The organism is Arenibacter echinorum (assembly GCF_003259375.1).
Taxonomy (GTDB): Bacteria; Bacteroidota; Bacteroidia; order Flavobacteriales; family Flavobacteriaceae; genus Arenibacter; species Arenibacter echinorum.
In genome coordinates, this window is record NZ_QLLN01000001.1 from 147,689 (window position 1) to 169,022 (window position 21,334).

A 21,334-nucleotide genomic window follows, 5' to 3' on the forward strand; every position below is an offset into this window, starting at 1 on the left:
TTATGTATAACTGCTTTGTTAAAACTTAGGCCATGCCCATTAAAGTGCTATTTTTGCAAAAATTTAACGAATCATAATGGACTACACAATCATTTATAAATATTTTCCAGATTTAACGGATTTGCAGAAACAGCAATTTGAAAAATTGCAACATTTGTATCAGGATTGGAACATAAAGATAAATGTAGTTTCCAGAAAGGATATAGATGAGCTGTATTTGCGTCATGTGCTACACTCATTGGCAATAGCCAAATTTCAAAAATTTAACCCAGGGGCGGAAGTCTTGGATGTAGGAACCGGAGGGGGTTTTCCTGGTATTCCCTTGGCCATTTTATTTCCAGAGACCCATTTTACACTAGTTGATGCCATTGGAAAAAAAATCAAAGTAGTTCAGGAAGTTGTGGCGGGACTGGAAATTGAAAATGTCACTGCGGTTAATTCAAGAGTGGAAGAAGTTAAAGGGCAGTTCGATTTTATCGTAAGTAGGGCAGTAGCGGCAATGCCTACCTTTACACATTGGGTAAAAGGCAAAATAAAAAAGAAATCCGAACACGACCGTAAAAATGGAATCCTATACTTAAAGGGAGGGGATTTGGAAGAGGAATTAAAGGAATACCGTACGGTGGAAATATATAATCTTTCAGAAATTTTTGAAGAGGAATTCTTCGAAACCAAAAAGTTGGTGTACTTACCAGTAAAATTTAAGGGCTAATTCTATAAACTTAACATGTGGTAATAAGACTCCCTACAAGTTTTGGCGTATGCCTTAATGTAATTGGGGATATTCCTAAATGAAAAACTTTTCGTTTTTTTCGGAGTTGTGTTTTCGATACTTTCTTTCATGACTTTGGGCTTTAGAGTTAACTTTAAATTGACTATAAATTTACAATAAGTTAACGTTAAATTTACATTATAATTGTGAAAAAGTTGGTTTATTTTATGTTAAATCTATCCTTACGCCCTGGATTATTCCGAATTTAATGGTTTTGGTAGGTCCAAATAATAGATTTCACAATACAAACTTAGGGCCCTGCGGTTTTCTAAAGGATGCATTAAACTTTATAATAGGAAAGGCCCGTATCTGCAGAAAGCAAATACGGGCCTTGGCATTATAGTTTTTTCCTTATCCCAAAAACGGGTATCTATAATCTACTGGAGTAACAAAAGTTTCCTTTATTAGTCTGGGGGATACCCAACGCAAAAGATTTTGTGCAGAACCGGCCTTGTCGTTGGTGCCAGAAGCTCGTGCACCACCAAATGGTTGCTGTCCTACAACGGCACCAGTTGGTTTGTCGTTAATATAAAAGTTGCCCGCACAGTTCTGTAATGCTTTGGTTGCTTCGGCAATAGAATAACGATCTCCAGAGAGTACGGCACCGGTAAGTGCGTATTCGGAGGTGCTATCTACCAATGTAAGCGTTTTGGACCAATCCTTGTCCTCATACACATAAATGGTGACCACAGGGCCGAAAAGTTCGGTTTCCATGGTGGTGTATTGTGGGTCGGTGGTAACAATTACTGTAGGCTCTATGAAGTAGCCCTTGGATTTGTCATAATTTCCGCCCACATAAATTTCAGCATTCTTGTCCTTTTTGGCCTGGTCTATGTATTTGGCCAATTTGTCAAAAGAAGCTTCATGGATAACGGCTGTAATAAAGTTGCCCATATCCTCGGGGGAACCTGGTTTGTTAAACGATTCCACATCTGTTTTTACATAATCCAATATTTCTTTGGATATGGATTTTGGAAGATAAACCCTAGAGGCAGCACTACATTTCTGGCCTTGGAATTCGAAAGCTCCCCTTACAATGGCAGTCGCAACCTGTTTTGGGTTGGCGGTAGGATGGGCAATAATAAAATCCTTGCCCCCAGTTTCGCCAACAATCCTAGGATAGGTTTTGTATTTGTGGATATTGTTTCCGATCTGCTTCCACAATTCTTTAAATACATGCGTGGATCCAGTGTAGTGGATTCCGGCAAAATCCGGACTGTCCAAAGCTACTTTTGTAATCATTACAGGATCTCCGTAAACTACATTTATAACGCCATCGGGTAAACCGGCTTCCTTAAAGATATCCACGATTACCTTAGCGGAAAACACCTGACTGTCGCTGGGCTTCCACAATACCACATTTCCCATCATTGCCGCACTTGCAGGAAGGTTTCCGGCAATTGCAGTGAAATTAAATGGGGTTATGGCGTAGATGAAACCCTCTAAAGGACGGTATTCCACCCTATTCCAAATACCTTCCGCAGAATCTGGTTGTTCCTCATAGATCTGTGACATGTATTCCACATTGAAACGAAGGAAATCTATAAGTTCACAGGCAGCATCAATCTCGGCCTGATGTATATTTTTTGACTGCGCAATCATAGTTGCGGCGTTGATTTTTGCCCTATATGGACCCGATATCAATTCAGCAGCCTTTAGGAATATGGCAGCACGTTGTTCCCATGCCAGATCTGCCCATTGTTTCCTAGCTTCTAAAGCGTTGGATACGGCATTGGACACATCTTCCTTACTGGCAGTATGGTATTGGCCAACTATGTGTTGATGGTCGTGGGGAGGGGAGATAGTTCTGGTGTTTCCAGTTTTTATATCTTTTCCGCTAATGTACATTGGAATGTCTGCGTTGCCATTGAAATATGCACTGTATTGTTTTAGTACTTCTTCCCGCTCTGCAGTGCCGGGGGCATAACTTTTAATAGGTTCGTTATATGCCGTGGGGACTTGAAAAAATCCTTTGCCCATGATAATTTTTTTTTAAGTTCAAATTCACGGCAAAGGTACTAAATGCATTAGCGAAAATAAAGCTAAGTGCTATGTGAATTTTGGAATATGGGGAAAGAATTCCAATTTTAAGTGAAAGGAATGGAAGTAACTGTTGTTGTGTTACAACGCACAGCATTTTCCATAAAATAACATAATGGAAATATGAGTAAAAAAGAAGGGTTTGAAATTTAATTTAGTGCAAATGGGGCACTAAACTTAAATGTGGGAATGTATACCCTGAATTTCTCGGAATTATTTATTCCTACCATATTGTAATGGCCCTTCATGGCCCCAATGGTGGAAGCCAATAGGCATCCTGAACTGTAAGTATGGGATTCTCCAGGTTTAATAACCGGCTTTTTGCCAATTACCCCTTCGCCGTCCAATACTTCCAATTCGTTCAAGGAATCATAAATCTGCCAATGACGAGATGTTAGTTGAACCGAATCCTTGCTTTGGTTTTCTATGGTTATGGTATAGCCGAAAGCAAAATGCATTTTGTAGTTCTTGAAAAAAGTTCCTTCAAAACTGGTGTTTACCGAAATTTTAATGCCTTTTGTTACCTGTGTTATCATAAGATCGGATTCTAATATGTAAATAAACTTCCCATTGTAAGCACTAAAATCTATAGTGCCATCAAAACAAAAAATACAGTATTTTCAGATATGTATTTAATGCGGTTATCAATCTACCTTGCTCAAAGGAATTCCACATTGTTTTACAAAGATAAAACGCAAATGTTACAATTTATCTTAAAATTATAATTCTTTTAAAATGAATTAGGGACCTTTAAAAAGCAATTAGTCAGCAAGATAAACAACAACTACAAATTATAAAAGTTAATACAGATATAATCGGTGTAATTATAATTATTTCTGCTATAAGTCAATACAATCGATTTCTGCACCACAGTCCAAAGCAATTGATGAAATTTTGTGCTGCTTCCCAAACTATATTATAAGTTTCAATTATACGTTAAGATTTTGCAACTATCGGTTCACTCGGATACTAATGTATGTAATCTCACTCAAATTTATTTAAGGTGAAAAAGGCAGCAATTAATGAATATTGGATTATTTTTATTTGTAATCGATTTTTAATTGTGGAAATTTGTCAAAAGGTATTATGATAATTGAAGGTGTAAAAAGTGTTTTGGCACAAACTTGGTCAAGGTTCCGTAGATTTATAGTCTATGTTAGGCAGCATCCCTTTAAATCATTGCTATTTGCGGCTATTGCCGGTTTTTGTAGCCTGTTTTTACTTTTTCTGGTTATTTACCTAGGTGCTTTTGGGAAATTACCGAGCAAAGCCTATTTAAAAACCCTAAAAAACCCTGTTACCTCTACAATCTATGCCTCCAATAAAGAGCCAATAGGGTATTATTATCTTCAAAACAGATCCAATGCAGATAGTTCGCAAATAAAACCTGCCCTAATGCAGGCACTTGTAGCAACGGAAGATTCGCGGTTTTATGAGCATAGGGGGATAGACTACAAGAGTTATGCAAGGGTATTGATAAAATCTATCATTTTGCAACAAAATGCAGGTGGTGGTAGTACCATTACCCAACAGGTGGCCAAAAATTTGTTCGGTAGGGAGCAACAGTTCTTCCTTTCTACGCCTATCAATAAAATTAGGGAGATATTCATTGCCAGAAGGTTGGAAAGTATCTACGATAAGGAGGATATTATATTGCTGTACTTTAATACAGTTTCTTTTGGGGAAAATATCTATGGAATCGAAAAGGCGGCATTTCGTTTTTTTAATAAGGCGCCAGAACAATTGACCTTGCCCGAAAGCGCCACTTTGGTGGGGCTCCTTAAGGCCCCGTCCTATTATAATCCAAGAAATTTTCCGGAAAGGGCAGAACAGAGACGGAATGTGGTGCTATCCCAAATGCTTAAATACGATTATATTACCCCTGAAACTTTTGAAGAGTCCCAAGCTCCCTTGAAATTGGATTATCAGACTCCTAAAAAGGTATCTTCCTTTTCTGCATACTTCAAAGATTATGTAGCAGCGGAGTTTGCCCTATGGGCCGAAGATAATCCTGCTCCTGACGGGCATACTTACGATTTGGAGGCGGACGGGTTAAATATTTATACCACTTTAAATACCAACATACAGAAATATGCGGAAGCAGCCCTCCACAGACAGGCGGACAATCTTCAGAAACTTATGGATACCTATTGGGCAGCGGCAACCACAGAGGGAGGTAGGGAGGCGCTACTTCAAAAATTGATGGATCAAAATAGGGAATTACAGCAAATGCGACAAGGGGGTAGGACCGAGGCGGAAATAGCAGCCTTTGTCAAGGAAAAGCGGAAAAGAAAATATTGGGTAATCGGTAAGGGGTATGAAGAGCAAATGCAGTCGTTGGAAGATTCTATCGCGAAAAGTATCAATAGATTACATGCCGGAGTCATAGCGCTCAGTAGTAATTCTGGTAGGATAATGGGCTATGTAGGCGGTATCGATTACGGATTTAGCCAAATAGACAATGTTGTTACGCCAAGGCAGGTAGGCTCTACTTTTAAGCCTATTACCTATTTGGCAGCTTTGCAGGCGGGGGAGGATCCCTGTAACTATTACGACAACAATTTAATAACATATTCCAAATATGAGGATTGGAGACCGCGAAATTCGAATAATAAGTACGGGGGCAGTTATGCCATGCATGGTGCCTTGGCAAATTCCATAAATACGGTTTCGGTGACCCTGCAACTGAGGACGGGAACGGATAAGGTCTTGGACCAGGCAAAGAAAATGGGAATAGAATCGGAACTTCCGAATGTGCCCTCCATCGTATTGGGCACGGCCGATATCAGTTTGTTGGAAATGGTAACTGCCTATGCCAGTATTTCCAATGGAGGAAACAGAATAAAACCCTATGCCATTGACCGCATAGAAGATGAACAGGGCAATGTTTTATTCGAAGCAAAACCTCGGTACGAAGGAAGTGTGGCGAGCAGCGAGAATATTAAGGCCTTGCAAAAAATGATGGATGGTGTTATTAGGGATGGCACTGGGTCGCGTTTGTTGGGCTATGAGATTCCCTTCAATATTATTGGAAAGACGGGAACCACCCAGAATAATAACGATGGCTGGTTTATTGGTTGTTCCCCCGAGCTGGTTGTCGGTTCTTGGGTGGGCACCTTTGATAAACGGGTACAATTTTCGTCTACGAGTATGGGATCTGGAGCCAATACTGCTTTGCCAATTGTAGCCTCCATATTTAAAAATTTGAGCTATTGGAAAAGACCTTTGCTCACCAATTTTGTGTACGATTTTGATTATTTTCCCTGTAGGCCTTTTGTGGAATCCAATGCAACGGAGGCTTTTGAGCTGGCTCAGTCAGATTCTACCTATTTACAGGAATTGCGAATTAAGGATACCCTTGCCATACTAAAAGATAAGCCCATAGCAATTGATAGCGTACAAGGAATTTTTCCTGGCGAAATACCCTTGGATTCCATATCAAAGGATAGTCTTACAATCGATATCGATATTTCCAAAACAAATGTTGATTAGAGATGTAGCTACAATCTAGGATTTGCTTTTAGCAATGGTAAAAAGAAACCTTTTTAATCATAAATAGTATACAAATTGATAAATACAATTGTTTATATAGCTCATTATTTCAAAAGAAATAGAGGTAGAACTTTTCTCATGCTAACAATGGTTTTAGTACTTGGTTGTTCCCAAAGTTCAAAAACCAGTTTTGGCACTAATTATTTGAAAATAAGTATAAATGAAAAGGGCTTTATTTATAGCATTAAAGACCTTACAAAGCCTCAGCCAAGGGAGTTGAGTCCTTCTGATAGGCCCTCTCCATTATTGACTTTGTATAATAGCAAGCTAGACACTTTGTACCGTCCGCTGAGTGCTGAATTTAACAAGTCACATAGCCTTATAGAGCTTGTCTTTCCCAACAATTCCAAGGCTGAAATCAGAGTTGAGCCGAAGGACAAGTATCTAAAATTTACCCTTGTTTCCTTGACCAATCGGGAAGATATTGAAGGTGTGCAATGGGGATCCATCCATACCAATATTACCAATCTTTTTGGGGAAATCATTGGAGTGGCCCGGGATACCAGTGAAACCGTTAATTATGCCATCGGGATGCTTGCCTTGGATGACAATACCTTGGGCGGCACCTCCAGGACTATTGGAGACGCAGCACCTTTTCAATATGTTATCCACTCTCCAGATACTATCCAATATCCATTACCGGATGACCTACATGAAGGGCAAATTTTTACCTTGGGCGGCAACGGAATTAGTGATGTAGCTTTTTATGCCCACAAGGAACCTTATTATAGGATTTTGTATGGCAATGCTGCCGAAATTGATAATAAGGGAAGGATCTCTATCACCTACAATTCAAGGGACAGAACAAAAAAAAGAGAGGTCTATTTTTCGCTGATACCCAATATGGAGGCAAATACGCCCAATCATTTGCAAGTTGAACCTGTGCCTGGTGTTGATTATATTGGGTCTTCGGTAGCCTTATGGGGCAGTCCGGATAGCACGGCCTTGATGAACGTAATTCAGGATATTGTTTTGAATGAAGGACTTCCCTATCCCACCATAGATGGAAAATGGGTAAAAGACCCTACTGCCTATGTTCCGGACGCCATTACCAGTGGAGGTCTTTACGATAGTATTATATCCTATACCTCCAGATTGGGCTTTAAGGCGATCAGTCTGTACGATCAGAGCTTTTTGCGTCCAGATCGCGGTAACGATGGATATATAGACGGGAAGGATTTCCAAAAGCAACCATTGAAGCTGACCTCTGGTAATTTGTCGCATAAGGAGTTTGCCAAGATGGCTGCAAAATACGGGCTTACGATTGGGAGGACCCCTATAACAACTTCATTGGCCCCGGGGACCAAGGATGCAAGCCCAATTCCCAGTGATAGTCTATGTTGCCAACAAAAGCGCTTGTTGGTAAATAATATTGGCACAACAGATACCCTAATATTTGTAGATGATCCCAAGTATTTGAACGAGATTGCCAGTTGGGAGGGTCATGCCAAAAACCTGAATATGGTAAAAATAGGGAAGGAGCTTATCCATTATCTTGGAGTATCGGAAGAGGAACCCTATCGCCTTTTAAATGTAGAACGGGGCTATTGGGGAACCACACCTGCAGAACACAGAACCAATGATACTATATGCAAATTACAGGTTACAATTAATTACGGCTATGACGGATTGATACCCAATTTGCAGCTTCAGGATAAAATTGCAGAGTATTATGCCGATGTAAGTTATATTAACGGCCTGGGCTATTACGATTTTGACGGGCAGGAGTTTTTGTTCAATAACGGGCATGGTTATTATTCTGCCAAACGCTTTTTTAGAAAAATGTTCGACAGGGCCGCTATGCATGGAATTCCTTCTATCCGATTTACGGGCGCTACCTTATCCGAAGGTTCATGGCATTATCAAAGTATTTGGAACGTAGGAGGGGGGAAGAATTTATATGATGTGGAAACTAGGGAATGGGGAAGTACAACAAGCCAGGGCAAAGATCTTAGGGATGTAACCTATGCCAATTATTTTCCCGTGGGAATGGGTGGAAATTTCCCTATCAAAGCCAATTCCACTGTCGAGCACTATGAGCATATACAGGCAATTTCGGTAGGGCTAGGTACTACCTATAGTCTCTATTTAAATCAGAAAGATGTGGAAAGCTGTCCTGAAAAGGAGGCCATATTTAAGGTGATCAGAACTTGGGAAAATGCTAGGGCAGCAAATGCCTTTCCTAGGGATGTAAAAAAACTATTAACAAAGCCTGAAAAGAATTGGAGATTGCTCGATGGGGAAAACAAGGATACCTGGATATTAAACGAATTAAAGGATGGCAAAAACGTTAAAAGCTATATATTGAACAGGGTTCAGGGGTAGTAGATCATTAAAAATGATGTTGGGGTAAGATATATTGGTTTTAGAGCAAATCTAATTTTTTTCAACGTTTCTGGCCATGAGAGTGATTGAGTTTAATTAACTTTTGCCGGAGTCCTAAACCTATTAGTAAATACCGACCATAGGCAAATCGTGTAAACTATTATTTGAAATGCAGCTTTATCCGTTGAATTGCAAGTGATTGGAATAAAATACGCCGTTTTGGTTTGTATTTTTTACCTACATTTGTAAAAACAAAATTTATAGGAAAAATATTACTTTATAAAAATTTAGACTTACCCAACTAAGGAGCGTTAAATCCTTGGCATTATTTCTGTGATTATTTTGGCTTAGTAATAACCCAATGTAATCATTCGGAGAGAACAGTGCACTAGCGATTTGAATGAGCCCTTTTTACACTTTTTAAGGTTATGAAGATAGAGACAGTATGCATTATTGATGATGATCCGATTTTTGTTTATGGAACCAAAGTTTTATTAAACTACAACAGCAGTTTTGGTTCCTCTGTTATTGTTCATGAGGATGGAAAGGAGGCTTTGGAAAATCTAACTTCAATGTCTAGATGTGGTGAGAAACTGCCCGATGTCATCTTTTTGGATTTAAATATGCCCATAATGGATGGATGGGAATTCTTGGATGAATTTGTAAAATTGCCCATTGAGAATACCCCAAGGGTGTATATAGTGAGCTCTTCAATAGATAATCAGGATATTGAAAAGGCCAATACCTATGATATAGTAAAAGACTTTATAGTAAAGCCATTGTCGGACTCCATTCTTTCTGATCTGTTCAAGACCATAGAGGCCGAGGGACTGCAAAACACTTCAATTGAAAAATAGTCGCTTTGTTTATTTTGTAGGCTTTTGGAATTTGGTCATTGGGCTTTAATTTCTCTTTAAAGAACACTAATGCTTCGCATTGTGATAGCCTAGAGCTGATGGTCTAGTACATAACGCACTTTGGAAACATATGTCTTTACCATAGGCCTCTATATTTATTTGCATTATATATTTGCTATAGAACGGTAAATTCTCAAAAGAGATCGTATCTGTCTTTACATCATTTCCCAAATCCTACAACAAGGGCGGTAGTCCATTTGGGTTGGCTATCTATTGGGCGGGGCCAAACTAAATCCATATTAATGTGATGTTTTTTAAGTTTGGATTTAGGAATTAACAGGCGTTATTTCATTTATCCACCAGTACACTGTTTTCTGGGACTTTGGTTTTGGATACATCCATTTGCCTTACCGTTCTGCCTTTTTCTATTATCAGCCGTATATCCTCAAGTGTTAGGTATAAGCAGGGTACGATGACCAAAATGATGGCTGTGGCAAAAACAATTCCAAACCCTAAGGAAATTGCCATAGGGATTAAATAATAGGCCTGACTCGAGGTTTCAAGGATAATAGGGGCCAAACCACCAAAGGTGGTCATGGTTGTTAGCATAATGGGCCTAAACCTTCTAAGGCCCGCTTCGTGTATGGAAGTGTATATAGGGTTGCCTTCCTTACGCCGTTTGTTGGCATAGTCTATCATGATCAGGGAATCATTGACTACTACTCCCGATAATGCTATGACGCCCATCAAACTAACCAATGAGAGGTCATAGCCGAGCAAGATGTGGCCTATAACGGCACCTACTATACCAAATGGAATGGCGGTCATTACAATCAAGGGTTGCGCATAACTGTGAAAGGCTATGGCCAGCAATACATAAATTAAACCCATGGCAATAGCGAAGCCGGCCCTAAGGGTGTTGGTACTTTCCCTCATATCTGCCTGACTACCTTCAAAGCTCCAAGTAATCCCAGGAAAATCGGCCCGTAATTGTGGAAGCGTTTCCTCCTGTACCATGTCGATGACCCTGGTAACGGCATTGGCGGGTTCAACGTCCATTCCAACATTGACTATTCTGCGTCCGTCCCTGCGGTTGATACTGCTAAAGGCCTCCCTTTGCTCAACTTCCACAACATCCATCAACGGAACTTCTATGCCCTCTGGAGTACGTATCAAGAAATTTTCCAAGTTTTGTATATCCTTACGTTCTTCTATCGGTAGTTTTACCCGTACTTCAATTTCGTTCATTCCCCGCAGCTGCCGCATTGCCAAAGCTCCAAAAAAACCATCGCGCACCTGTCGCCCTACCTCGTCCGAAGTTAGTCCAAGGCTTCTGCCTTGCGGCAATAACTTAAAGTCGAACTGCATTTTTCCCTTATTGTAGTTGTCCGTGACGTCACGTGTATTGGAAAAAGCTTTCATACTTTCTACAAATGCGCCACTAGCTTTTTCCAACACATTTATATCCGAATGGCTGAGGTCTATGCTAATGGCCTGTCTAGCTCCTCCAGGACCTCTTTCCGCCTCAAAGGTAATTTGGTCAACACCCTCAATATCCCCAATATTATCACGCCATAGGGCAATGATCTCGGCAGCTGTAATATCCCTTTGGTCTGGAGGCAACATCACAATCTCAACGTCAATAAAATTCTGTCCACGTACATTGGTCTTTATTCCTTCCGCTACTTCATAAAGATTATGTTCCTCGAACATGCGTTGGGTGGAGTTAGAGATAGCATGTGCTACTTTGGCCGCCTGATCCGGGGTTGTGCCAACCGGTAAGCGAACCCCCGCTTCTATTTCGTCGGCCGCAACTTCGGGCATCATGATCAGTCCCATATGCCCACTGTAGCCATAGCCTCCCACAATGAGCAATAGTGCAACGGCAGCTGTTAGGGTAATATATCGGTATTGTAAACATTTGTCCAATAGCGGGCGATATTTATTTTCTATAAAACGGTCAAATGCATTGGCAAAAGTGCGCTGCCAGCCTTCCAACTTTTTCACCCATTTGTTCTTATTTGTTTCCTTTTTTAGATGAGCCAAATGGGATGGTAAAATAAATAGCGCTTCCAGTAATGAAACCCCTAAAATAACGATCACCACCGCAGGTAAGGGTTGCCAGAATTTTCCAGTTTCTCCGGGCATAAATAAGAGGGGTACAAAAGCTATAATAGTTGTCACAATACTAAAGACGACAGGCAAGGAAACATCTTTGGTTCCCGCAATGGCGGCCTGGATGGGGCTAAATCCCTTCTGACGGTATTCGTACACATTTTCCCCTACCACAATGGCATCATCCACTACAATACCTAGCACTACCAAAAATCCGAACATGGAAATCATGTTTACGCTGATACCGATGAGGGGCAGGAATATCATTCCTCCCACAAAGGAAACCGTCATGCCCATCATTACCCAGAATGCTAGGCGATACTCCAAAAATAGGGTCAGTATAATCAGCACAATAATGATGGCGAGAATTCCATTTTCTGTAAGAAGCGACAGCCGTTCCCGATAGTCCGCGGCGCGATTGCTATCCGTACGATATTTGATTCCAGGGGGCAATTGGAAATCTTCCATGATGCCCTCAACGGCATCGGCAATCTCCAGAGGAGACTGGTTCCCGATTCGGAAAATACGAAGTTCAACATAGTTTTCTTGATTGAATTGTCCGTGAAATCCGGTTTCCTCAAAACCATCGGTGATGGTGGCAATATCTTCCAAGGTTACCTTGGCTCCAGAGTCAGAGGAGACCACAGTGATATTCCCATATTCCTTGGCCCATTGTTTTCGCTCCTGCATCCGTAGCAATATTTCCCCGCTTTGGGTCTGTACTGCCCCGGCAGGTACGTCATTACTGCTTTGTTGAATTATGTCCGCTACCTGTCCTAAGGTCAGGTTGTATTTTTGTAGGTTGTGGCGGGGTATTTCGATCCGGGTTTCATAATCGGGCACGTTCCCCAGTTCCACCTGGGTAATCATGGGATTGCTGAGAAGGATATTGCGCAGGCGTTCGGCCAATTGGCGCAAGGTCCAAATATCTGAATTGCCATATAATCCGATTTGAATTACATCCTGTTGACGGGATTGTAGGCTAACAATGGGCTGTTCAATATCATCGGGAAAGGTACGTATGCGATTAATGGCCTGATCAATATCTTGGAAGGCCTTCATGCGTTCCGATCCGGCAACAAGTTCTATAAGAATCTCTCCCGAGCCTTCACTGGCTTCGGAAGCAATTTCCTTGATTCCCTGAACTGCCCTAACGGCTTCCTCTACGGGTTGCAGAATACCTTGCTCCACCTCTGCCGGAGAGGCGCCCGGATAGGCCACAGAAACTTCTACAAAATCCAATTGAAATTCCGGAAATACTTCCTTTTGGATTTTGAACATGGTAAAAATTCCACCGCCTAGAAGCACCAACATAAGTAGGTTGGTGGCAATAGAGTTCTTGGCCATATAGGCAATTGCACCTTCTTTTCTTGGAATTTTATTTTCTTTGTTTTCCTTGTTGTCCATGGTCTATCTATTGTGTCGGTTCTTCTTCGGAGCCTTCTGACCGTGTTCTTAGTCCAATACCATTGCTTACCGTACTTAAATCTGTGATAACGACCTGTTCTCCCTCACTTAAGCCTTTTCTGATGTAGGCAAACTCATTATCCGTGAGAACTATATCAACTTTACGAATTTCCAATTTGTCCTCTTTCATCACCCAAACCGTTTCGTTACTTCTAATATAATCTCTGTTAAGGCGTACTACATTGTCCAATTTATTGGCCTGAATATCCACTTCAACAAAAGTGCCTATCATTAATATAGGCTTCCCTTCTAAATCGGTATTTTTAGCTAGTGGATCTGTCACTTTTACCAGTACCCTGGCCAGACGGGTCTGTCCGTCCAGGGCACCAATCTGTTTGTCCAAATAACCTTCGCGATACTGCTCGTCGGGCCAGGCCGTAGAATTCTTGATAAGCACGGCAGAACCCTTGTCCCTATCATTTTCGGGGAAGCGCAGCCATTGTAGTTTAGAAACCGGCACGGTTGCAGTAACCCAATAATACTCAGTGCCAACGAGCCGACCTAAATCATCCCCTGGACCAACTTGCGAACCAGCTGTGACGTTCTGGCTAAGAATATGCGCATCAAAAGGAGCACGGATAGTAGTTCTTTCCAAGTTTAATTGCGCTTGGTCCACAGAGGCCTTGGCACCTACAATGGTAGCCTTAACTGCATTAAGCTGGGGCTGCCGTAATATTAGTTGTTGCTCATCTGCGGACAGCGGATTGTCTTTAAAAAGGGAATCGTTGGCTATAAGCTTTAAATCTTGTTCCGCTATTTGTTGTCGGCCCATTTCGGTATCCAAGGTAGTCTTGGACTGCAGTAGTTCGCTTTTTCTAAGTTCCAGGGTGTTCCTATAATCCGAGGGGTCTATCTGCAGCAGCGGTTGATTCTTTTTTACAAACCCCCCGGGAGTAAAAGCGGGATCCCTATTTATTATTTGTCCGGATACCAACGGACTTAAGGTAATATCCTCTACGGGCTGCACTGTTCCCGTTGCTGATATGGTAGGTTCATAGGAGCCTCCTTTTACGGTAATCACATCCACTAACATGGCCGTTTCTATACTTGCCCCTTCAGTCTTTGCTTCCGGTTCCGTAGAAAATATTAGGGTGGTGATAGCAATCCCGGCAATAAGTATAGCTAAACATATCCACAGTATTTTTTTATTGCTCATATGGTTAAATTTCTATTGATTGTCTATCTCTCTATAGGTTTCAAATCCGCCCGCCAATGCCCTGTACAATGTAATTCGAATTTGAATTAGTTGCCGCTGGGATACTACATAATCCCTACGGAGTTGTTGCTCGGCATCCAAACCGATGAGTACATCCAGGTAGGGGCTAAATCCGTTAAGGAATTCTACCCGCAGTTGCCTGTTGCTTTTTTGTGCCAATTCCAATTGTCTGCCAATATTGTCTACCCTTTGCTTTTGTTTTATTTCCTGAATCAGGCCATTTTCCACTTCCTGAAAAGCCTCCAAAGTGGTCTGTCCGTATTCCAATAGGCGTTGTTGCTTAATGGCCTGGGTCCTGTCCACTTCAGCACTTAGCTGTCCGCCATAGAATAAGGGAGCCAATATGTTTCCAGCTAGGGTATAGGCCCAATTATCAAAGAGGTTTTGAAAACTGTTGGATCGCAGTTGTCCCCTGCCACTTACCGATATTCTTGGGTATTTACTTCGCACGGCGGAGGCCATATCCCTATCGGCTGCTAATAATATGGCGTAGGATTGTTGTATGTCCGGTCTACGCCTAATAAGTTCCAAAGGCATACCTGCCACTGGTAGTTCTGGCAATGTAGGTAGATCGGTGGATTCAAAAGCAACGTTTACTTGAGGCTGTTTGCCCAATAATACCGCCAATTGATTTTCCAAAAGGGCTACATTGGTTTCAAAAATAATCTGCTGCTCTTTGGTGCTTTCCAATAACTGTGCCTGTCTCAGAATGTCCACTGCCCTAATCTGACCGCCAACAAACCTCGTTCTTATAAGTTTAATAATATCCTCGTTTGTAGATATTTGGTCTTTTGTAATTTGAAGTTGTTTTTTTGCCGCTATTAGTTGGTACCAAGTGGTTGCAATTTCTGCTGATAGGGATATTGCCGCAGTTCGGTAATCATACAGGCTGGCCTCCGATCTGAATTTTTCTGCCTGTACCGAACTTCGTATCCTGCCCCATAAATCCAGTTCGTAATTGGCGGACAGACCTAATTGTGTATTTTCCCCACCCACAAAATCGGGTTCAGGTAAATTTATGGCCGATTGTGCACTTGCTCCAATTTGTGGCCATTTATCGCCGGCTTCGCGTGCTACTATGGCTCTTGCCGCTAAAAATTGCTGCCAAGTAGCCGCTAGATTTAGGTTGGACTGTAAGGCGGAATCGATTAGGGTATTTAGTTGCTCGTCATTAAACGCGGTCCACCATTTATCTTCCAAAACATTCGCGCCCCCGTAGGAGAATTCCTTTAAATCGTTGATGGGTAAAGCTATATTAGAAAATTTAGGGGAGCAGCCAAAAAAGAGCAGGACGAAGATCAAAAAACAAAATAGAAAGGACTTGTGTATTCCTTTTGGTTTGAATTGCATTTTTAACTTTAGGAAAGTGGTTTGAGTCTGCAATGGTAGGGTTTGTTTTGGTTTTTCCCTAAAATACCTTTTTTAGGGCTAATACTATATTAACAAAATCTTAATTATTAATGTTTTCTTAAGGAAATTGGTCTGAGAATTAGAGTTGGTAGGTCTATTATCTGTCGGTCAAATGGCACGAAAATCAGGTTCATCAATTAGGCGGTCATTATTTCCTGGACTAACTGTGGAGCCAAATACCTCCGTGCGTTTATAAAAGTAGACAGCACCTTTCTAAACCTTTCAAAACACTCAGACTGGCTAAGGAGCCAACTGCTGCACTGACCCGTTGGCCTTTTTTTGCTAAATAGGTTTCCTTTCCACAAGGCTCACATTTTATGATCGATTTGACTCCAAATCAAAGGCGGTAAAAGGGGTAATAAATAATATAAATCCTGTAATATATCAGCAGTTTATCGTTTTTCCTTCCTGTACCTTTATATCCTTCTTTTCTTGCCTATGTAAGATTCGAGACCTAAACTATATTTATGAAAATGAGGATTTATTTATTGCTATGCCTGACTTTGGTCGTAACATATATGACAGCCCAAGTCATCGATGTGCCCTTTAAACAGGCCACCTCGGTCAAATATGTGTTATCCGAAGAGCTCAAGGACGCCCAATTTAAAAAGGTCGTCGTGGACTATAACGATATTGTATATGTGTTGACGGACAAAGGGCTTTTTAGGGATTACAAAGAAGGCGAACTGTCCAAAGATCTTTTTTATCGACTCTTGGCCGAAAAAAATCCCGTTGATATTTGCGTGCAGGAAGGAACAGGTTATCTATATTACTTATATGCCGATCAATTTCTAACCAATGCCCATGCAGGTACCGTCTATGAGTACTTTCCACAGAATGAGTACCAGCGTATTTTGGTCAACGAGCAAGATCAAGTGCTCTTATTAGGCAATAAAAAAGGTGCGCTGTATCAACGAACTAAAAAGTTAGCCAACCTCAAATTGCCTGAGGGGACATTGGTTGAGGCTTATGTTTATGATAAAAAATTCTATTACCTGACCACTGACGCCATCTATGTAATGGAAAATATGGATTGGAAAGTGTTACATAAGGGTGAGAACCTAAGGGCCCTTTCATTCAGACGCAATACTATTTCTGTGGGAACCACTGATGGATTTTATGCCGTTGACAGCTATGATGGAGAAATAATCTTAGAAATAAATAATAAACTACCGGTACCTAATATTACAAAGTTGCTTCAGGTGGGCAATCAGCTCTGGTTTGGATCTGATAATGGAGCCTTTTTACAGGAACCGGATCGATTCCGTTATTTTGCCGGTAGGCGTTGGCTGGATCAAAATAAAGTGATCGATATCTCAAGCGATAGTAAGGGCGACCTATACTTTCTTACACCTTCGGGATTGAACAAGGTAAAATACATCACGCAAACCCTGGCAGAGAAGACAAAAAAGATAGAGGACGATATCCGTAAATACCATATGCGTTTTGGCTGGGTAAACGAATTTCGTTATGGCAGTCCGGGAGATATGAAAACTGCCCATTCCATGGATAATGACAATGATGGATTATGGACGTCACTTTATCTAGGCAGTCAGGCCTTTAGATATGCCGTCACGGGCGAAGAAATTGCCAAAAGATACGTGTGGGAATCATTTGAGTCCTATGAGAGATTATTGACCGTAAATCCTTTAAAAGGCTTTCCTGCCCGGACCTTTGAAAGAAGGGGTATTATAATCGACGATGACGCATGGCGGCCTTCTCAAGAAAAAGAATGGGATTGGAAGGGAACCACAAGCACGGATGAATATATTGCCTACCTCTTTGTGGTTGCGGTGATGGATAATTTTATTGTTAACACTGAGGAAGAAAAACAGCGGATTACCAATTTTATAGATGCGATAATGACCCACATTATAGAAAATGACTACTATTTTGTTGATGTAGACGGGAAGCCTACACGCTGGGGCCGATGGAATCCTGAATACGTGAATTGGTATCCAGAATATGTGTCGGATAGAAAATTGAACAGTGCCCATTTAATAGCGGGACTTCAATTGGCATATCACTTGACGGGAAAGAAAATATACAAAACAGAGGCGTTTCGGTTGATGGAGGAGCATGGATATTTAGAAAATATCATGATTCCCATGAAGACTATGCGCAAGACTTTGGATTATGTGCATATGGGGGATGTAATGGGGGATTATTGGAATCATTCTGATGATGAAATGTCATTTCTGACCTATTGGGTTTTGCACAAATATCCCTTCAATAACGAGCTGAAACAAAAGTATGAAACCGTTGCGCGCGATCATTGGGAATTGGAACGACCTGAAAAGGATGGTCTGTGGGAGCTCTGTACCTATGGGGTTAGTGGGGATATAGATATGGCATCTACCTTATTCTTTTTAAGGGAATTCAATGTTGATCTGGATCGCTATTCCACTAAAAACTCCCATCGAAAGGATCTGGAATTCTTACCTGAGAATTTTAGGGGACAGACCACCAAAAATTTACTCTATCCTGGGGAGAGGGAAATGCACAGGCACAATACCAATCCGTTTACCCTGGATCAAGGTGGAGGTCAAAATAGCCGTTTGGCAGGTGATGAATACCTTTTGCCTTACTGGATGGCCCGGTATTATAAGCTAATCGAATGATAAGGAGCGCACTGTTTTAAGCGCAATCTCTAGGTAAGGGATAAGGCCACTATGTTCAACAGCAGATCCATATACGGGAATTAGCTGGGACCTGTAAATATAAATACTGCAAGCTGCTACAAGCGTTTTGCCGTTACTTATCCCATTACCCCAAAATTGGAGGCACTGGATGTTTTTATCGAAAGGGCGTTCAGTAAAATTGGGAAATACAACCTCACAGTCAGTCTTAAAATAAGTTGTCTACAATTATTCCGTAGCATTTGAATCCGGAATGAATTGAGCTTTCAAATCCGGTTGTGCCATGGTACTGTCCAACGGAAACATAGGTCTTTTGATACGTTTATAGCCCAATCTGTTAAGATCTTGATCAACACCACCGGGGGTCAATGCCATAACCCAATCCCCACGTAAGTCGTACAGTTCTGGGACCAAGTAACCTATCTTGACTACAATGATATCCGTTTCTTTGGGATGTAAGCCTAAACTGGTGAAGTCGCTTAAGTAATGGTACGGCTTTCTTTTTTTGGTAACGATTACCTGTATACTTCCAATTTTAACAACGACCTCCACTTCTGCGTTCATATCGCCTGCCTTTATCGCTTCTATGGTTCCTTCTAACTCCAAAGGACCGGCAAAGCGGTTATCCACGGCAGCACCGGCTATGGCCTTGATTTTACCCCCGACCCCTATTTCAAGGGCCTTTTCAATAAATACCGGACCTGGTATCGAGGCATAGATCAAGGAAGGACCTTTGTCCGATTTAAATTCGGGTCTGGCCAATAACTGTTGCAGAGTCCAAGTAACGTCACCTGCACCGCCAGCGGTGGGGTTATCTCCCATATCACTGATCATATATGGATGCTTTTCACTGGCCAGGGCCATTTCTAAACTCTCTTCCAAAGTTTTCGTAGGCGCAACAAATTCAAATTGATTTCGAACATCCCAAAAGCTTTGTGCCAATGTTTCGGCCCCTTTTTTAACTTTTTCCTTATCATCGCCGGTAACCATAACTACGGCATGATTGCGCGGTTCATCCGCCCAAGCATATCCGATCCAAATAGCTGCATCGATAACACCTTCTTCATTGGCTACATCGGGAACTTTTGCATAAAGGCTTTTACCCGGTTCAATTCGGGTACTGGTTTTTTCACCTGGCAATAATATGGGTACTGGGATCCAGGCCTTGTACCGGGGTTTACCTTTGCCATTTTCAAGTCGATCCAGAAGATTGGTGACTGCTCTTTTCTTGGATTGTATGGCATCCTCGTGGGGTGCCATTCTATAACAGGTTATTAAATCTGTATGTTTCGCCAATTTTTCGGACACATTTCCGTGAAGGTCCATAGAGGTGGATATAAGCACCTCGGTCCCAATAACGTCCCTAATACGTTCTATTAAGTCGCCCTCAGGGTCATCCAATCCAACCACGCTCATGGCACCGTGAATATCAAAGAAAAGTCCGTCATAGGGGCCATTTTCCTTTAATAATTTTAAGGTTTTGGTTACCAAGGATTCATAGGCCTCACGGGTAACCGTACCTCCTGGCAATGATTTCCCTACCAAGGTAGGCACCCACTGCGCCCTAGTTCTGTTTAGAGAATCACTTTGCAGAAATGGGTATTTTGCGAATATGGAATCTCCTTCTTTGGCATGAAAGGCTTCTTCATGGGTCAAGGCAGGTGAAAAGGTGCTGCTTTCTATTCCCAGACCAGCAATGGCAATTTTAGGTAGTTTTTGATTTTTACCTTGTTGGCATGAAATCATGAGGACCAGTAGAAGGATATAGCAAGTGTAAAGTGGTTTCAATATTTTTTCGTTTTAGGTTCTTTATAAGGTTTGATATAAGGAAAGTAGTAATAAAAATTCCTTAAAAATCTAATTATAAGTATCGAATATAAGAATTTAATGATGAGTTTATTGAATAAGAAGTGAACAAAATAGGATGTTCCGAAGACAATAGCGTGAGTTAAATTTAACTTCAATGCAAATTGGAACTCATGAAATATGGATATTCTATTTTAAACCATAGAATTTGAAAATCATATAAAATTTCAGGGACCTGGTTGATGATTTTATATAAATGACCAACCGACTTTTTGTAAACATTTTAATTTTTAAAATGTTAAATTTTCATAAGGGTATGTAAAAAATTCCTCTTATTTACAACCCTGATTGTCCTTCTTTGAAAATCCCAATGGCTTCCTACATTGAATTTATTTCTTAATCATCATAGCTTATCCGGTCTCTTATACCGCCACTCTCTCGATGAATAATAACATCGGCCTTGTATTTTTTGGCTAAACTTTTGGCCTTGCGTATGGCCGTGCTCTGTTTTCGATGTTTACTGGTTATACGTTGGTTGCCTTCGCGACGTACAGCCCAACCATCCTCATAGGGCACCACATGGTGGTGCCAAGTTCTGCCTCGTTTGCTTTGTTGCGAGCTGTTAAAAAAGACTTCCAAAAGGTCAATGAGAGTTCGTAACCAAGATTTGACGTTCGACATATTTGATTATTGTTGTTCCTAAGATACCATTATTTCTAGTTTTCCGATTGATGAAAATGAATTGGTGCAGCTCACGGAAAAGTTAAAGTGTATATTTTGGTGAAGGATCGAGCCGGGGAGATTACCTTCGGTTTTCCCTAATGGTTCCCATCCTGCAAATACAACTGCTGGACTTTTCAACCCAGGCATCTAAAAACAACAAAACCCAATCAAGTAAACTTCTCGGATTTTCATGTTTTAATCCGCAACAAAGTTGCGCTTAATCGTGGAGCCGGAGGATTACCTTCGGTTTTCCCTAATGGTTCCCGTACAGTAAATGCAACTTTTTGTCTTTGCAAGACAAGCGTCTTAAAACCCAAAAATCCGATGAAGTAAACTTCTCGGATTTTCATGTTTTAATCCGCAACAAAGTTGCGCTTAATCGTGGAGCCGGAGGATTGCATATCCCTAATTC

The 21,334-nt window shown here is 41.2% G+C and carries 12 protein-coding genes; 5 read left to right on the forward strand and 7 right to left on the reverse strand.

The genetic code is table 11. From position 1 onward, the window contains the following. Positions 1-76: 76 nt before the first annotated feature. Positions 77-712 (forward strand): 16S rRNA (guanine(527)-N(7))-methyltransferase RsmG, encoded by a 636-nt coding sequence (gene rsmG / locus LV92_RS00665; protein WP_111621764.1) that lies wholly within the window; start codon positions 77-79, stop codon positions 710-712. 411 nt (positions 713-1,123) lie between these two features. Here rsmG and pruA read toward each other — a convergent pair whose 3' ends face one another. Continuing rightward, positions 1,124-2,752, reverse strand: a complete 1,629-nt coding sequence (pruA, locus tag LV92_RS00670; RefSeq protein ID WP_111621765.1) for an L-glutamate gamma-semialdehyde dehydrogenase — start codon at positions 2,750-2,752, stop codon at positions 1,124-1,126. Positions 2,753-2,961: 209 nt separating this feature from the next. Beyond that, positions 2,962-3,348 carry a Co2+/Mg2+ efflux protein ApaG gene (gene apaG, locus LV92_RS00675; RefSeq protein ID WP_072865274.1) on the reverse strand — a complete coding sequence of 129 codons (387 nt, stop codon included), beginning with the start codon at positions 3,346-3,348 and terminating at the stop codon, positions 2,962-2,964. A gap of 550 nt (positions 3,349-3,898) precedes the next feature. Here apaG and LV92_RS00680 point away from each other — a divergent pair. The 3 genes from LV92_RS00680 to LV92_RS00690 all read left to right on the forward strand — a co-directional run bounded on the left by LV92_RS00680 (position 3,899) and on the right by LV92_RS00690 (position 9,546). Then, complete coding sequence (locus LV92_RS00680; RefSeq protein ID WP_111621766.1) at positions 3,899-6,304, forward strand: transglycosylase domain-containing protein; 2,406 nt, start codon at positions 3,899-3,901, stop codon at positions 6,302-6,304. 147 nt (positions 6,305-6,451) lie between these two features. Then, the gene (locus tag LV92_RS00685; protein ID WP_211322911.1) at positions 6,452-8,689 is read left to right on the forward strand and encodes a hypothetical protein; all 2,238 of its coding nucleotides are present in this window, start codon (positions 6,452-6,454) and stop codon (positions 8,687-8,689) included. A gap of 428 nt (positions 8,690-9,117) precedes the next feature. Continuing rightward, complete coding sequence (locus LV92_RS00690) at positions 9,118-9,546, forward strand: response regulator (protein WP_111621768.1); 429 nt, start codon at positions 9,118-9,120, stop codon at positions 9,544-9,546. A gap of 348 nt (positions 9,547-9,894) precedes the next feature. Here LV92_RS00690 and LV92_RS00695 read toward each other — a convergent pair whose 3' ends face one another. From LV92_RS00695 to LV92_RS00705, 3 genes are read right to left on the reverse strand one after another with little or no spacing between them, the layout of a single operon-like run. Continuing rightward, positions 9,895-13,068, reverse strand: a complete 3,174-nt coding sequence (locus LV92_RS00695; RefSeq protein WP_111621769.1) for an efflux RND transporter permease subunit — start codon at positions 13,066-13,068, stop codon at positions 9,895-9,897. A gap of 7 nt (positions 13,069-13,075) precedes the next feature. Beyond that, a complete protein-coding gene (locus tag LV92_RS00700) occupies positions 13,076-14,284 on the reverse strand; it encodes an efflux RND transporter periplasmic adaptor subunit (RefSeq protein ID WP_111621770.1) in 1,209 nt (402 codons plus the stop codon). 12 nt (positions 14,285-14,296) lie between these two features. Next, on the reverse strand, positions 14,297-15,694 hold the full coding sequence (locus tag LV92_RS00705) for an efflux transporter outer membrane subunit (RefSeq protein ID WP_111621771.1): 1,398 nt from the start codon (positions 15,692-15,694) through the stop codon (positions 14,297-14,299). 527 nt (positions 15,695-16,221) lie between these two features. Here LV92_RS00705 and LV92_RS00710 point away from each other — a divergent pair. Further along, positions 16,222-18,375, forward strand: a complete 2,154-nt coding sequence (locus tag LV92_RS00710) for a hypothetical protein (RefSeq protein WP_111621772.1) — start codon at positions 16,222-16,224, stop codon at positions 18,373-18,375. 246 nt (positions 18,376-18,621) lie between these two features. Here LV92_RS00710 and LV92_RS00715 read toward each other — a convergent pair whose 3' ends face one another. Beyond that, positions 18,622-20,181, reverse strand: coding sequence for a M81 family metallopeptidase (locus LV92_RS00715; protein WP_245946196.1), 1,560 nt, complete (start codon positions 20,179-20,181; stop codon positions 18,622-18,624). A 414-nt stretch (positions 20,182-20,595) separates the two neighbouring features. Further along, positions 20,596-20,880, reverse strand: a complete 285-nt coding sequence (locus tag LV92_RS00720) for a DUF2188 domain-containing protein (protein WP_111621774.1) — start codon at positions 20,878-20,880, stop codon at positions 20,596-20,598. Positions 20,881-21,334: the final 454 nt, after the last annotated feature.

What these genes read in the sequence shown, in the direction of transcription:
- rsmG (WP_111621764.1), top strand. Translation starts at nt 77, where the DNA reads ATGGACTACACAATCATTTATAAATATTTTCCAGATTTAACGGATTTG.
- pruA (WP_111621765.1), bottom strand. Translation starts at nt 2,752, where the DNA reads ATGGGCAAAGGATTTTTTCAAGTCCCCACGGCATATAACGAACCTATT.
- apaG (WP_072865274.1), bottom strand. Translation starts at nt 3,348, where the DNA reads ATGATAACACAGGTAACAAAAGGCATTAAAATTTCGGTAAACACCAGT.
- LV92_RS00680 (WP_111621766.1), top strand. Translation starts at nt 3,899, where the DNA reads ATGATAATTGAAGGTGTAAAAAGTGTTTTGGCACAAACTTGGTCAAGG.
- LV92_RS00685 (WP_211322911.1), top strand. Translation starts at nt 6,452, where the DNA reads ATGGTTTTAGTACTTGGTTGTTCCCAAAGTTCAAAAACCAGTTTTGGC.
- LV92_RS00690 (WP_111621768.1), top strand. Translation starts at nt 9,118, where the DNA reads ATGAAGATAGAGACAGTATGCATTATTGATGATGATCCGATTTTTGTT.
- LV92_RS00695 (WP_111621769.1), bottom strand. Translation starts at nt 13,068, where the DNA reads ATGGACAACAAGGAAAACAAAGAAAATAAAATTCCAAGAAAAGAAGGT.
- LV92_RS00700 (WP_111621770.1), bottom strand. Translation starts at nt 14,284, where the DNA reads ATGAGCAATAAAAAAATACTGTGGATATGTTTAGCTATACTTATTGCC.
- LV92_RS00705 (WP_111621771.1), bottom strand. Translation starts at nt 15,694, where the DNA reads ATGCAATTCAAACCAAAAGGAATACACAAGTCCTTTCTATTTTGTTTT.
- LV92_RS00710 (WP_111621772.1), top strand. Translation starts at nt 16,222, where the DNA reads ATGAAAATGAGGATTTATTTATTGCTATGCCTGACTTTGGTCGTAACA.
- LV92_RS00720 (WP_111621774.1), bottom strand. Translation starts at nt 20,880, where the DNA reads ATGTCGAACGTCAAATCTTGGTTACGAACTCTCATTGACCTTTTGGAA.